The sequence below is a fragment of the Thalassobacter sp. genome, assembly GCF_982993085.1.
In genome coordinates this window covers 1-13830 of record NZ_CEZFMW010000096.1, presented here as the reverse complement: position 1 = coordinate 13830, position 13830 = coordinate 1, and the positions used below count along the sequence as shown (strand labels likewise).

Genomic DNA, 13830 nt, shown 5'->3' with positions numbered 1-13830 from the left:
GCCAAACGCTTGGACAGCTCCTCCATCTTGTGGATATTCTCGTTCAAACGGGACAAAGCCGCATTATCTTGTGTGTCGCCGGTCTCGGCGTCGGCTGATGAATCGTCAGTCATGACTTGCTTTTTTTCCCCAATGCTGCGACTGCTAACTAGCAGAGCCTTGGCGAGGGGGCAAAGCGACGAATTAACCCGGGGTAAAGAAGTTGGTGCCCCATAAGCCGGAGTCCCCTTGATGAAGTACCTAATTCCCTACGAAATGATGGAAACCATGCGCAACACCAATGCATGGATGGGTGCCTCTGCACGGGCCATAGCCTCGTATCCCGCATTTGCGATGGTCCCCAACCCGGCGTTCAAGATGATGGCCGCGTGGGGCGAAGTCACAGAGCGCAGCTTTGACCGCATGGTTGCCAAACCCGACTGGAACATCGGTTCCGTTGTGGGCACTGACAACCGTGATCACCTCGTGGATGTCGAAACCGCCGTTGCAAAACCATTTGGCGATCTGATCCATTTCCAAGTACAGGGCCGGGCAGAAATGCCGCGCAAGGTCCTGCTGGTCGCGCCCATGTCCGGCCACTACGCGACACTTTTGCGCTCCACCGTTGTGTCCCTTCTGCCTGACGCAGAGGTTTATGTGACCGACTGGCACAATGCCCGTGATATCCCAGTCTCGGCCGGGAAATTCGATGTCGAGGATTACACACTCTACCTAGTTGATTTCATGAAACACCTCGGCCCTGAGGTAAACGTTATCGCCGTGTGCCAACCCGCACCCCTCACGCTGGCGGCCACTGCCTACCTCGCCGAAGAAGAGCCCGCAGCACAGCCCCGCACCCTGACCCTCATCGGGGGGCCAATCGACCCTGATGCCGCGGCAACCGACGTGACAGACTTTGGGCGCCGCGTAACCATGGGCCAGCTCGAAGAAAGCATGATCCAGCGCGTAGGCTTCAAATACGCAGGCGTGGGTCGCAAGGTTTATCCCGGCCTGCTGCAACTTGCGTCCTTCATGTCCATGAACGCCGAGACCCACTCAAAAGCGTTCTACAATCAGGTGATGCGCGTGGCCAATGGCGACGCCGCCGAGCATGACAAACACAACAAGTTCTACGACGAATACCTCGCCGTGATGGACATGACCGCCGAATTCTACCTCTCGACGGTTGAGCGTATCTTTAAGGGCCTAGAGATCGCGCAAAACAAGTTCACCGTTAAGGGCAAGCGTATCGACATCGGCAAAATCACGACCGTGGCCGTGAAAACGGTTGAAGGTGGCAAAGATGACATCTCGGCACCGGGCCAATGCGTGGCCGCCCTCGACATGCTGACTGGCCTGCCCGACAGCAAAAAAGCCTCCTACATTGAACCCGAGGCTGGCCACTACGGCATTTTTGCAGGCAAAAGCTGGCGCAACAACATCCGCCCGCTTGTGCTTGATTTCATCGACGCAAACGCAACCGAGGCCGAGGCGCCCGCATGCAAAGCCAAAGCCAAGTCGAAGCTTGCGCAAGAAGCTGGCAATGAGACGGCCGCCCCCACCGCGTCTGAGCCTGCATCGACCGACAAACCATCGCTCAAGGCCGTCAAGTAAATGGCCGGCCGTCGCACCCTCCATTTCGCCTGCTCTTGCGGTGAACTGGCGGGCCGGCTGGTGGACGTTGACGCGCGCGACGGCACACACATCGTGTGCCATTGCGACGACTGCCGCGCCAATCTGGTCGCACTAGGCCATACCGACCCCGGCGCAGAAGGGGTTGAGTTGTTCCAAACCACTCCCGACAAAATCAAGATCGACAAAGGCGGTGAAAACCTCGCGCTCCTGCGTCTATCGCCAAAGGGGTTGATGCGCTGGTACGCTAAATGCTGCTCAACCCCGCTGTTCAACACCACAAGCCGCCGGGGCATGGCGTTCACCGGCGTCGCCGCGGGAATCATCCAAAACCATGAGGTTGAGCTAGGCCCAATCATCGCTCGCGGCTTTGTCAAAACACCTTCGGGCAAGGTCACGCACCAAGGCCTGCGCCCGATGCTGACCTCCATGATGGGCCGGATGGGCAAATCATGGATCACAGGAACATGGCGCGAAACGCCCTTTTTCGATGAAACCGGCACCCCTGTCCGTGAGGCCCGCGTCTTAACCCGCGAAGAACGCGCTGCAGCCTTTATGGGCCTGTCGCAAACCTAGCTTAGCGAACCAATCGCACCCATATGCTCTGCATGATTGCTCTAGACGCGGGCCCTTGCTAGCGTCATGGGCACAAAAGGGGGGGTGTTCATGTTCAAGCAAACACCGGGTGGAAAAATCGGGGCTTTTGCAGTGCTGATGCTGCTGGCCGCGCTGTCCGCAGGCATCTTTGGGGCCGTCCACAATCAGCTCAGCTATTCGGTCGGCCCGGGCTATTTCACCGACTTCAAATTCCTCCAATTCGGAACCCCATCCGATATTTCGCCCCGTGCTGGGGCCGCCCTCGTCGGCTGGCAAGCCAGTTGGTGGATGGGCCTCGTCGCGGGGCTTCCCGTGCTTGGCTATGGTCTGATGCGTTCTCCAACCACCGGTGCGCTTTGGGCGGGCGGCATCGGTGCCATCATTACTGTCGTGATGACAGCCGCAATCTGCGCGCTGCTAGGCCTTGGCGCGGGCTTTGCCTACGTTGCCACAGGTTTAGCTCTGCTCACTCCACCAGTCGATGTGCCCGCGCCCGAATACTTCCGCGCGGGGTTCATGCATGATGCCAGCTACTTAGGCGGAATTCTCGGCACACTCTTCGCCTTCTTCCCAATGGCACGCGCCACACGCCTGCCCGCCGGGGCACGCACATGACCGCTCGTCTCAGCGGCAAGACCGCTCTCGTCACCGGCGGTGCTTCGGGCTTCGGCGCAGGCATTGCGCGGACATTCGCGGCTGAGGGTGCGCGCGTCCTCGTTGCCGACATCAACCTCGACGGCGCACGGGACATCGCGAACCAAATCAACGGCATCGCCGCTCAGGCCGATGTCACGCGCGGCGATGATTGGACAGCACTCCACAGCCTTGTGGCTCAGCACTGGGGCCACCTCGACATCCTTGTGAACAATGCAGGCATCACCCACCTGCCCGCCCCGATGGAAACGATCACCGAAGATGACTTCGACCGCGTCCTCGCCGTTAACGCCAAATCCGTCTACCTTAGCGCGCGCACCTTCGTCCCAGACATGAAGGCCGCAGGCACAGGCGCAATTCTCAACATCGCCTCCACCGCAGGCGTCTCACCGCGGCCACATCTCAACTGGTACAACGCTTCCAAGGGGTGGATGATCACTGCAACCAAGGCCATGGCCGTCGAACTCGCCCCCTCTGGTGTCCGGGTGAATTGCCTCAACCCAGTGGCGGGCGATACACCGCTTCTGGCCAGTTTCATGGGCGAAGACACTCCCGAAATGCGCGCCAAGTTCCTCGCCACGATCCCCTTGGGTCGTTTCTCCACGCCACAAGACATGGGCAACGCCGCCGCATTCCTTTGCTCCCCCGAGGCCAGCATGATCACCGGCGTCGCACTCGAAGTCGACGGCGGACGCTGCATATGAAACTCGACTGTAACATCACTTTGATGGGCGGCACTTTCGCCTCCCAACCCCTCGCCTTCGCCCACCTGTTGGATGCCGCGCAGGCCCAAGGCATCAACCTCGATCTCGACCACGTTGAGGTGATCCAATCGAACCAACCCGCGCGCCTCGCCCAATGGTTCACTGCCGACACTTGCCAAAACATTCCCACCGCCCAAACCCTCATCGCCTTTTTGCCCGCATCCGGCGGCCCGCTCACCCCCACCGACCATTTGTGCACATTGGGCACCTTTCCCGCCCAAATTACCCGCGCGCCTCTCCCCAAAGAGTGACGAAACACTTCTTTGGTTTCCAAATATCCTCGGGGTCTGGGGGGTGAGCCCCCCAGTTCCACCCCATCACCCACCACAAGGATCCGCCAACCATGCGTCCCGGCCCCAAGAACTCAATCACCGATATCGCAGGCCTCACCGTGGGCCACGCACAGGACGAGGGCCTCAAATCCGGGGTGACAGTCCTGCTCGGCGCGCAGCCTTTCGTGGCCTCGGTCCACGTGATGGGTGGGGCACCCGGCACCCGCGAAACGGACCTCCTCTCACCTGACAAAATGGTCCAAGAGGTCGATGCACTGGTACTCTCGGGTGGTTCGGCCTTTGGCCTCGATGCGGCCTCGGGCGTGGCAGACGCCTTGCGCGCACAGGGACGGGGCTTTGATGTGGGCGGGCAAAAGGTCCCGATCGTGCCCGGCGCAATCCTGTTTGATCTGCTCAACGGCGGTGAAAAGAATTGGGTCGAAAACCCTTACAAAGCTCTTGGCCGCGCAGCACTCGACGCGGCCTCGGATGCTCCAGTGCCCATCGGCACGGTCGGCGCGGGCACGGGTGCCACCACCCAAACCCTCAAAGGCGGCTTGGGCACAGCCTCGCTGGTTCTAGAATGCGGCGCAACGGTCGCAGCACTCGTGGCGGTCAACGCATTGGGCTCTGCGACCCTGCCGGGCACGCGACACTTTTGGGCCGCCCCATGGGAGATGGCCGCCGAGTTCGGCGGCTTGGGTCAGGGCCCCCTGCCCGACCCAAGCGAAGAACCCTACCCCGAGACCCGATTGGGCGAGAATACCACCATCGCAATCGTGGCCACCGACGCGGTCCTGACCCAAGCACAGGCCCAGCGCATGGCCACAGCCGCCCATGACGGGATGGCCCGGGCACTCGTGCCCAGCCATACGCCGATGGATGGTGATCTGGTATTTGCGGCGGCCACGGGCACACACCCTTTACCGGACCCGGTGTGGGACCCGCTTCGGCTAGGTCATGCGGCGGCCACCTGCCTTGCACGCGCGATTGCACGCGGCGTACATGCCGCAACCACTGCACCTGGTGACACGCTGCCCTGTTGGAGCGACCTTTAGGCGCCTATCGCTGCGTTGTTTTCCAATCCGGATGCACCCACGGCTCTGCATTCACGCGGGGCAGTGGATCACGGCCAAGAATCAAATCACTCGCCTTTTCGCCCACCATAATTGAAGGCGCATTCAGATTACCGTTGGTGATCCGCGGAAAAATTGAGCTGTCGACCACGCGCAAACCGTCTACACCGATCACTCGACATTCCGGGTCAACCACGGCCATCGGATCGTCCACAGCACCCATTTTGCAGGTGCCACAGGGGTGATACGCGCTCTCGACATGTTCTGCGATAAAGGCATCCAATTCAGCATCGCTTTGCACGGCCTCTCCGGGCTGGATCTCATGCTTTACAAATGGCTTGAACGCGTCTTGTCCGAAAATCTCTCGGGTCAGCCGAATACAGGTTCGGAAATCCTCCCAATCTTGGGGGTCAGACATGTAGTTGAACTGGATCTTGGGCGCCTGTGCAGGGTCACTACCAGCAAGCGTCACCGCCCCCCGAGATGCGGATCGCATCGGCCCGACATGGGCCTGAAAACCGTGCCCCTCGGCCGCCGCTTGGCCATCGTAACGCACTGCAAGAGGTAGGAAATGATACTGAATATCTGGGTATTCAACGCCCGCGCGTGACCTGATGAATGCCGCCGATTCAAACTGGTTCGATGTGCCCAGTCCCGCTTTCCACAGCAACCACTGCACACCAATGCCCGCCTTGGACACCAGGTTCCAATACCGATACAGCGTAATCGGTTTGGAAGCCGCCATTTGGATGTACAGTTCCAGGTGGTCTTGCAGGTTTTGGCCGACGCCAGGGCGATCCGCGACCACCTCAATCCCGTGTTCGGCCAGATGCGCCGCAGGCCCAATCCCCGACAACATCAACATCTTGGGCGAGTTGATTGAGGACGCGGATACAATCACCTCACGTCGGGCAGAGATCACTTCGATCTTGCCGCCACGCTCAATCTCAACGCCAACAGCGCGGCCGTCTTGCATGATGATCCGGCGGGCCAACCCACTCACAAGATCGCAGTTTTCTCGTTTGAGAGCGGGCCGCAGATAGGCATTCGCCGCCGACCATCGCCGGCCCTTATGCACGGTCTGCTCCATCGGGCCAAAGCCCTCTTGCTGCGCCCCGTTGTAGTCACCCGTTGTCTCATAGCCCGCTTGTCGCCCTGCCTCGACAAAGGCATGGAACAGCGGGTTGCGACGCGGGCCGCGGCTTACGTGCAGTGGGCCATCCGTGCCGCGCCAACTGGCGTCGCCGCCGTGGCCGCCATCGTGCCACGTCTCCATGCGTTTGTAATAGGGCGCGACGTCGGCATAGGCCCAGCCGCGCGCGCCGCTTTCGGCCCAATGATCGAAGTCCCGTGCGTGCCCGCGCACATAGACCATCCCGTTGATCGACGATGAGCCCCCGATCACCTTGCCCCGTGGACAGGCCAGCTTGCGCCCGCCCAAATGGGGCTCTGGCTCGGACTGATAGCCCCAGTCGTAGCGCGACATGTTCATCGGATAACTCAGGGCGGCGGGCATCTGAATAAAGGGCCCAATATCCGTGCCGCCATATTCGATGATCAAGACCGACGCCCCCGCCTCAGACAGCCGGTACGCCAACGCGCATCCGGCCGATCCGGCGCCGACAATAATGTAATCCGCCGTCATGCTCATGCGCTCAGATAACCTGCCACAAGCGAAATGAACGCTCCAACATGAACCACCATGATGGCGCTATCTTTCCACATCAAACCAACGGCAAACCACAACGCGATGCCTATGATAAACGCATACACACTCCACGGCTTCAGGTTCATTCCCGTCAGCCCATAGCCCACCGGTTGGACCGCAGTTCCGACCCATTTTACGCTATCTACAGGCGCAATTCTTTGGACCGCTTTCATTAGTATGGTGCCTCGACATTGTTCATAGCGACATAGACCGAGCGCATCTCGGAATAATGATCAATCGCTAGTTTGGAATTCTCACGCCCGACACCTGATGCTTTGGTCCCGCCAAAGGGGGCCTCCACTGGGGCAAGGTTGTAAGTGTTGATATAGCCTGTGCCTGCTTCGAGGGCCGCGATAACCCGGTGGCCGCGTGTCAGGTCTTGGGTAAACACGCCGGCAGCCAAACCAAACGGTGTGTCGTTCGCACGTGCGACGGCCTCTGCCTCATCCTCGAAATCTAGCACGGCCATAACGGGGCCAAAGATCTCTTCGCGCGCAATGGTCATGTCATCCGTGACGTCTGCAAAGACCGTGGGAGGCAGGTAGAAACCCTCCTGCTTTAGCTGCTTGCCGCCGGTAACAAGGCGTGCGCCCTCACTCAAGCCTGCGTCGATGTAGCCTTCGACGATGCGCATCTGCCGCTCCGATACCATGGGGCCAAAGCTGACCTCCTCATCCATCGGATCCCCGATTCTAGCGTCCGCAAGCCGTTCGCTGAGGCGAGCCAGAAACGCCTCCTTGATGCCCTTTTGCACGAATACGCGGGTGCCGTTGGAACAGACCTGCCCCGAGGAATAAAAATTACCCAAGATCGCACCGGAAACGGCGTTTTCGAGATCTGCATCATCGAAGATCAGCATAGGGGATTTTCCGCCCAGCTCCATAGTAACGTGCTTCATGCCTTCGGCGGCAGCGGCGTAAACCTTGCGGCCCGTAGGCACCGACCCAGTAAGCGAGACTTTGGCCACGCGCGGGTCCGTCACAAGCGCGCCCCCGACCTCTCCCATGCCTTGCACCACGTTGTAGACCCCTGCGGGCAGACCGGCCTCATGCAGGATTTCTGCAACCTTAAGCGCGCAAAGCGGCGTCGTCTCCGACGGTTTGAACACCATCGCGTTGCCACAGGCCAGCGCGGGCGCGCCTTTCCAACAGGCAATCTGGGTGGGGTAATTCCATGCGCCGATCCCGACACACACCCCCAAAGGAACACGGCGGGTATAGACAAAGTCACCCCCCGCCAGTGGGATATGTTCACCGGTCAGACTGCCCGCCAAGCCGCCGAAATACTCCAATGCGTCCGCGCCCGAGGTTGCATCAACCAAAAGCGTTTCTTGCATCGGCTTGCCGGTGTCCAACGTTTCTAGTTCTGACAGGGCGCGGTTGCGGTCACGCATCATGTCGGCAGCACGGCGCAGGATCCGCCCCCGCTCTGTGCCGGTCATGGCCGCCCAGATTTTTTGCCCCGCGGCAGCGGCCTCTAGCGCGGCATCGATCACCGCGGGCGTGGCCGCATGCACCTGCGCAATGACCGCGCCCGTCGCCGGATAGACCACGTCGATTGGGGTGCCTGCGGTATCCTCTAGGTAGGCGCCATTAACGAAGTGGCTCGCGGTGGGCTGTGGGTCTTGCATGAATCAGGTCCTTAACGTTGCGCCCGCTGGGTCGTCTGTGGCCCGCACCCGGTAGAGGCTCGCCTCGCCGGTGACGGCGGGGGCCACGTGATGCGGCAAACCCGGTGGCAGCAGGCACGTATCCCCGGGGTTGAGAACCTCTGTGCCACCATCCCACGTCAGACGCCAGTGGCCACGCATCGGCATCAGCACCGTGTGGGTGTCATGGGTTTCAGCCGCGTCGGGCGCGGAGCCCCGCGTCAGGAAATCAACCTCAAACCCGGGGCGGTCGCGCAGGCAGGCATCCTTGCCGATGACCTTGGCAGGCTGCCTGTCAGCCAACGCCATCAGGTCCCAGTAGCGCGCGACATGATGGGGCACGACATCGGCGGTTGTAGGCTCAGGAAAGGACTGCAGTTCCGGCTCACTCAACGTGGGCATGGGCGCCACACCCTGTGGCAGTTTCTGGCCTTGGTGCGTGTCATAAAGCGCGCCGTTGTCTCCAAGAACAAGGCCGTGATCCTTTGCATCCTCAATGACTTGGGGGGCCCAGATCACACCGCCACCGGCATCATCCCCGCCAAGAATGGCCATGATCATTCCGTAATCCGTGCCAATATTTTCAAACCCGCGAAAAATGCCTGTGGGGATGTTGATGATATCGCCCTCTTCAAGGACGACCTCACCCGCTGTGCCCCACCGACCCCAGAAAAACCTCCATCGCCCCTTGAGAACAAAGAACACCTCCGCGGTGCGGTGAGAATGAAGCGAGTTGCGGCATTTGGGCGGCTGCCCCGCCGCGCCAATATTAAAGCCCGGTGTGTCATTGATGTGCACGTGCTGATCCGGGCTTTCGGAGACGCCGCCACCAATGATTGTGAAGTTTTCTTTCTGGTCGGAGCCGGGGGTATGAGCGTCAATGAAGGCGGTTTTGCAAGGCCGCAACTCGCCGTAACGAACGATGCGCGCAGACATTTGCGCAGGCGAAAGAGAGGGCGTCATGAAGGAAAATCTCCGGCTGGGCGTGCGAAATCACACAAGGAAAAGCCCGGCCGATTGGCTGGGCGTTGCCGGTAGATTAGCTATTTTGTAGAGCGATGCAATCGTATGCAAAAAACGCCTGCGAAAGGCAGATCAGTTTCCGGAGGGGCGCGTCTCGACGTAGGCGACATCTTCGTCAGGCTGCTGCATACAGTCATTGGTCTGCTGGGTGGTAATTACGGTTTGGACGACATCCGAAGCCACATCACCTGCATCTTGCGGTACGTCCTTGGCAGGAAGTCCGGCAACAGGCTCGAAGGTGCCCTTTATCCCGACGCGCGAACGCGCGGTTGGGGCCCGTCGAGATGCCTCAAGCCGAGCCACATGACGTTTGATCAATTCAATCTGAAACCGCAGGGCATGACTTTGCTCTGTCAGTTGAGCGACCACTCGCTCGGCATCCTCTTGGCCCAAAACGCCACCAACCTCATCGAGAGCGAGGAAGTTCAGGAGCGGCATGGAAATATCCATCATGATCCGATCCGCCAAATCGAGCGTCGCGTCGGGCAGACCGTTGACCAAATCCACGTGCGGTCTAAATACTTCGGATAAGCTGCCGACAAAGGTCTTGAACCGCAGGATGACCGCAAGTTTGTCGTTATCATCCCGAGATGAGATGACATGCGCATGGCTGAGCAAAAGGCCAGGATGTTCGTGCAACAATGATGGCAATGAAACGACCCCGGACGTGCCGGAGATTTTTGCGAGGCAGTTTCTAATGGTCTCGGCGATGGGGGGTTGCATCACCTCATCAATCAAGCATGGTCGGTACCAAGAGGTTCGGTTGCGATATGAATCGCCCAACACCTCGCACGAAGCAATCCGCGGGGTGCCATCAGGCTCTACCGTCAACGACATCATGAGTTTTCGACTAGTAAAGGCTCTCTCTGCGATCTGCTTTGCATTCAACATGGGCAAGACCCCCTACTTCACGACCATTCCCCTAAGACGATATGGATAATTTGTTAATAAAGTGTAAACTGTTGGCACTTTATTATTAACAAACTGTATCCAGTAACTGCACGCAGCAACCACATTGCGCATTAAAATTGTTGTGTGCCGCGAACGCTCCGCCTTAGGATGTGTTCATAAGGATTATTGTGACCATGACTTTAGACGAAACTAGCCCCATGCGGGCCGTAAAGATGTTAATTGGAATAGGCTCCTCTGCGGGGGGCCTAGAGGCAGTGCGTGAGTTGGTCGCTGCTCTACCGATGGATGTGCCCGCCAGTTATGTGGTCGTCCAACACATGTCGCCGAATTACAAGTCGGTGATGACCGAGCTGGTGGCCCGGCAAACGCAGCTAGAAGTGGAAAAGGTCACTGACGGCGTCGTGCCACGGCCGAACGTGATATACATCACGCCGCCCAACAACGACATCATCGTCGCCGATGGCAAGTTGCGCCTCTTGCCCGCAAGCGTTGAGCCCGCAGCGCCCAAGCCCTCTGTGAACCGCTTTTTGATGAGCCTCGCCGAAAGCTACGGTGAGAACGCGATGAGCATTATCCTATCAGGCACCGGCAGTGATGGCGCCAACGGCTTGCAGGCCGTTCATGAAGCCGGGGGCATCACCATCGCGCAGGACAACGACAGCGCCAAGTATGACGGCATGCCCCGCGCGGCTGTGCAAACTGGCTGTGTCGATTTGGTTATGAACCCCAAGGATATCGGCAAGCATCTGGAGAAAATCCTCGCGGTGCCACGTGATTTTGATGGGCTCCGGTCAAGCCGTGAACCGCTGCAAACCAACTCCGACGTGCTGAAAATTGTGCAGGCACGCACACGGATGGATTTCCGGGAGTATGCGCAAACCACGGTCTCGCGGCGGATTGGGCGGCGCATGATGGCTTTGGGCATTCCAACCAAAGAGGAATATGCCACCTTCCTGCGCAACACACCCGAGGCGGTGGATGATCTCTTTAAGGATCTATTGATCTCGGTCACACGGTTTTTCCGCGATCCAGAAGAATTTGAGTCGCTGCGCCGTTTGCTGCCGGCGGTTTTGGCCACACGCGATGTTGGCCCACTGCGGGTGTGGATTGCAGGCTGTGCCACCGGTGAGGAGGCCTATTCTGTCGTCATGATGCTGGCCGAGGCACTTGGTGTGCAGGAAGACGCACTCAAATCCCACATCCAAGTTTTCGCCACAGATATTGACGTTGACGCGCTAAAAGTGGCGCGGCGCGGCGTCTATAACGCCAGCGCCCTTGACGATATTCCCAAGGACTTGGCCGACAAATACGTGACGCAACACCCAGACGGGGTGCAAATCATTGAGCCTTTGCGCGGCGTTATCTTGTTCTCGGAACACAACGTGGCGCAGGATCCCCCGTTCCAAAAAATCGACCTCCTATGTTGCCGCAACATGATGATCTATTTTGGTGCAGCATTGCAGGCCAAGGTCATGTCGCGCTTTCACTACGCGCTCAAGGACAATGCGCTGCTGTTTGTGGGCAAGGCAGAAACGGCGGGCGGCTCGGACCATATGTTCATGCCCGACCGGACCTCTTCGCATATCTTTCGCAAACGGGGGCTGCGGCTGACGGGGGCGATACAGTATGCCTCCTATCAGGGCGAACCATCGCGGCGCAAAGCGCGCACCAAGCCTGCCCCCCCACAAGAAGGCGGCAACGACAAAGCTCTGTTCGACGCTTTGGCGCAATCACTGGGCAAGGACGCCCTACTGGTGACCCGCGATTTCAGCATTGAGCGGGTCTATGGCGACGTCAGCAGCTATGTGCAGATGACCGAGAAATCAGCGCTCAAGATGCACCTTGACCTGTTGCGCCCGCCCCTGCGGGAAGAAGCCCGCTCACTTGTGACAATTGCGTTTAAAAACAACCAACAACGCACCGGTGTGCGGCACTTGCTGGACACCTCTGGCGAGAGTGACGTGCGCCTTGATGTCTATCCCATTATTGCGGACGCACTCGATGAAAACGTCGCGCTTTTGACGTTCACCCCAGTGGAACCCCTAGAAGAAGACGCAAACGATGGACAGGCGTCAGAGCCGGAAACCAGCGTCGAGCAACGTATCAAACTGCTGGAGCGTGAGGTCGACACAACCCGCGAAGCCTTGCAGCAAAGCAACGAGGAATTGGAGAATTCCAACGACGAATTGCAGTCGCTCAACGAAGAACTACGATCTACGAACGAAGAATTGCAGGCCACCAACGAAGAGCTGGAAACCTCCAACGAGGAACTGCAATCGACCAACGAAGAATTAATTAGTGTTAACGAAGAGTTAGAGGTCACAGCCTCAGAATTACGCGATCGCACCTCGGAACTGACAAGCGTTCTCGAAAACGCTCCGATTGCGGTGCTGGTGATGGACACCGCGCTTCAAATTACCCAAGCCACCTACAAGGCGCGGGATCGGTTTGACCTGCGCCGTCCGCTCAGCACGCCTCACATCAGCCAATGCACTTTGCCCGATGGGTTCCCGGCACTGGGGCCGATCTGTCTTGAGTGTTTGGGCACGGGCCTGACAGACACCCGTGAATTCACCGCAGGGACCGACCGGGTCATCCTGACCTGCGCGCCCTATTTCGATACCAACGGCCAGATCATGGGTGTGACGTTGTGCGTGTCCGAATACACCGGGCTTGCGCGGGAAATGGAAACGATCCTCGATAGCTCTCAGCTGCTCGTGATTCACCGTGACGCGAACGGTGAAATCCTGCGCCTCAGCCAGCAAGCCGCAGAATTGATAGGTATAGATCGCCATCAAGCCGTGGGCAAAAACATGGCCGACATCCTGCCCCGCAAGGCTGCCAGACGTTTTTTGGAAACGACCGCGGAAGTCCTTGCGAAAGACTCAGATGAGCCGGTCCGTGAAGAGAGCGAAATGCAGTTCCGCGAAGATGCCGCCCCAGTGTGGCTGTCGATGGAACAGTTTAAGTTTCGGACTGGCCCAGAGGAGGCGCCCTCTGTCATCTCGGTCGGCACGAACGTCACAGATCGGCGCAAAGCAACTTTTGAGGCCAAAGAGCACCTTGCACAGCTAGAGCTGCTGCAAAACCTTGCAGGTATCGGATATTGGAGCGTTAATTTCGCGACCGAACGGGCTATTTGGTCACGTGAGGTCTATCGCATTCACGGCGAAGATCCCGAAACATATATTCCAATGCTCAACGAGGCGATCAGCTTCTATCATCCCGATGACGTTGGGTTTGTGTCGTCCTATGTCGAAGCGGCAATTCAGAGGCATGAACCGTTTGAATACAAGCTTCGGATCGTACGTCGCAATCAAGAGGTTGTTCCGGTCGAATGTATGGGCGTTCCGATTGCCAATGAGAAAGGCGTCGTAGAAGGCTTGATCGGTGTGTTCCGCGAATTACTCCCAACTGAGTAACGATTGACCTCCCTGCGCAACCACTGAACCTTTGCCATTGCCCCCCCGAACGCGTTGCCCTAAGGATAAGGCATCCGTCGGGGGGCCCATTGGGCTGAGAGGTGCTTGCACTGACCCGTCGAACCTGATCCGGGCAATGCCGG

12 protein-coding genes and 1 riboswitch are annotated in these 13830 nt (G+C 58.8%); of the genes, 7 read left to right on the top strand and 5 right to left on the bottom strand.

Annotation, left to right across the window (positions count from 1 at the left end; all coding sequences use genetic code 11):
• Positions 1-231 precede the first annotated feature (231 nt).
• The 6 genes from phaZ to AC4GMC_RS13690 all read left to right on the top strand — a co-directional run bounded on the left by phaZ (position 232) and on the right by AC4GMC_RS13690 (position 4956).
• Positions 232-1593: a polyhydroxyalkanoate depolymerase gene (gene phaZ / locus AC4GMC_RS13715; protein ID WP_487876632.1), complete on the top strand. Its 1362-nt coding sequence runs from the start codon at positions 232-234 to the stop codon at positions 1591-1593.
• Positions 1594-2187 (top strand): DUF6151 family protein, encoded by a 594-nt coding sequence (locus tag AC4GMC_RS13710; protein ID WP_487876633.1) that lies wholly within the window; start codon positions 1594-1596, stop codon positions 2185-2187.
• Between the two features lie 90 nt (positions 2188-2277).
• Positions 2278-2823: a hypothetical protein gene (locus AC4GMC_RS13705; RefSeq protein WP_487876634.1), complete on the top strand. Its 546-nt coding sequence runs from the start codon at positions 2278-2280 to the stop codon at positions 2821-2823.
• Complete coding sequence (locus AC4GMC_RS13700; RefSeq protein ID WP_487876635.1) at positions 2820-3566, top strand: SDR family oxidoreductase; 747 nt, start codon at positions 2820-2822, stop codon at positions 3564-3566. Before AC4GMC_RS13705 ends, AC4GMC_RS13700 begins: the two co-directional genes overlap by 4 nt.
• Positions 3563-3877 carry a hypothetical protein gene (locus tag AC4GMC_RS13695; protein ID WP_487876636.1) on the top strand — a complete coding sequence of 105 codons (315 nt, stop codon included), beginning with the start codon at positions 3563-3565 and terminating at the stop codon, positions 3875-3877. Before AC4GMC_RS13700 ends, AC4GMC_RS13695 begins: the two co-directional genes overlap by 4 nt.
• A gap of 92 nt (positions 3878-3969) precedes the next feature.
• Positions 3970-4956: a P1 family peptidase gene (locus AC4GMC_RS13690; RefSeq protein ID WP_487876637.1), complete on the top strand. Its 987-nt coding sequence runs from the start codon at positions 3970-3972 to the stop codon at positions 4954-4956.
• 4 nt (positions 4957-4960) lie between these two features.
• Here AC4GMC_RS13690 and betA read toward each other — a convergent pair whose 3' ends face one another.
• From betA to AC4GMC_RS13665, 5 genes are all read right to left on the bottom strand, one after another.
• Positions 4961-6619 (bottom strand): choline dehydrogenase, encoded by a 1659-nt coding sequence (gene betA, locus AC4GMC_RS13685; RefSeq protein ID WP_487876645.1) that lies wholly within the window; start codon positions 6617-6619, stop codon positions 4961-4963.
• Positions 6620-6621: 2 nt separating this feature from the next.
• Positions 6622-6855: a DUF6552 family protein gene (locus AC4GMC_RS13680; protein ID WP_487876638.1), complete on the bottom strand. Its 234-nt coding sequence runs from the start codon at positions 6853-6855 to the stop codon at positions 6622-6624.
• A complete protein-coding gene (gene betB / locus AC4GMC_RS13675) occupies positions 6855-8312 on the bottom strand; it encodes a betaine-aldehyde dehydrogenase (protein ID WP_487876639.1) in 1458 nt (485 codons plus the stop codon). The genes AC4GMC_RS13680 and betB overlap by 1 nt, the downstream gene beginning before the upstream one ends.
• A 3-nt stretch (positions 8313-8315) precedes the next feature.
• Positions 8316-9293 (bottom strand): cupin domain-containing protein, encoded by a 978-nt coding sequence (locus AC4GMC_RS13670; RefSeq protein WP_487876640.1) that lies wholly within the window; start codon positions 9291-9293, stop codon positions 8316-8318.
• A gap of 132 nt (positions 9294-9425) precedes the next feature.
• The gene (locus tag AC4GMC_RS13665) at positions 9426-10076 is read right to left on the bottom strand and encodes a hypothetical protein (RefSeq protein WP_487876641.1); all 651 of its coding nucleotides are present in this window, start codon (positions 10074-10076) and stop codon (positions 9426-9428) included.
• 362 nt (positions 10077-10438) lie between these two features.
• Here AC4GMC_RS13665 and AC4GMC_RS13660 point away from each other — a divergent pair, with 362 nt between their 5' ends.
• Entirely contained in the window at positions 10439-13687 is a 3249-nt protein-coding gene (locus AC4GMC_RS13660; RefSeq protein ID WP_487876642.1) for a chemotaxis protein CheB, read from the top strand.
• A 68-nt stretch (positions 13688-13755) separates the two neighbouring features.
• Positions 13756-13830: riboswitch (TPP riboswitch) on the top strand. This riboswitch is flagged as partial in the annotation.

Bases quoted from the DNA above. Each gene is read 5' to 3' on its own strand.
- AC4GMC_RS13700 (WP_487876635.1), top strand. From the start codon at position 2,820: ATGACCGCTCGTCTCAGCGGCAAGACCGCTCTCGTCACCGGCGGTGCT.
- betB (WP_487876639.1), bottom strand. From the start codon at position 8,312: ATGCAAGACCCACAGCCCACCGCGAGCCACTTCGTTAATGGCGCCTAC.
- AC4GMC_RS13710 (WP_487876633.1), top strand. From the start codon at position 1,594: ATGGCCGGCCGTCGCACCCTCCATTTCGCCTGCTCTTGCGGTGAACTG.
- betA (WP_487876645.1), bottom strand. From the start codon at position 6,619: ATGACGGCGGATTACATTATTGTCGGCGCCGGATCGGCCGGATGCGCG.
- AC4GMC_RS13660 (WP_487876642.1), top strand. From the start codon at position 10,439: ATGACTTTAGACGAAACTAGCCCCATGCGGGCCGTAAAGATGTTAATT.
- AC4GMC_RS13705 (WP_487876634.1), top strand. From the start codon at position 2,278: ATGTTCAAGCAAACACCGGGTGGAAAAATCGGGGCTTTTGCAGTGCTG.
- phaZ (WP_487876632.1), top strand. From the start codon at position 232: ATGAAGTACCTAATTCCCTACGAAATGATGGAAACCATGCGCAACACC.
- AC4GMC_RS13695 (WP_487876636.1), top strand. From the start codon at position 3,563: ATGAAACTCGACTGTAACATCACTTTGATGGGCGGCACTTTCGCCTCC.
- AC4GMC_RS13690 (WP_487876637.1), top strand. From the start codon at position 3,970: ATGCGTCCCGGCCCCAAGAACTCAATCACCGATATCGCAGGCCTCACC.
- AC4GMC_RS13665 (WP_487876641.1), bottom strand. From the start codon at position 10,076: ATGCAACCCCCCATCGCCGAGACCATTAGAAACTGCCTCGCAAAAATC.
- AC4GMC_RS13680 (WP_487876638.1), bottom strand. From the start codon at position 6,855: ATGAAAGCGGTCCAAAGAATTGCGCCTGTAGATAGCGTAAAATGGGTC.
- AC4GMC_RS13670 (WP_487876640.1), bottom strand. From the start codon at position 9,293: ATGACGCCCTCTCTTTCGCCTGCGCAAATGTCTGCGCGCATCGTTCGT.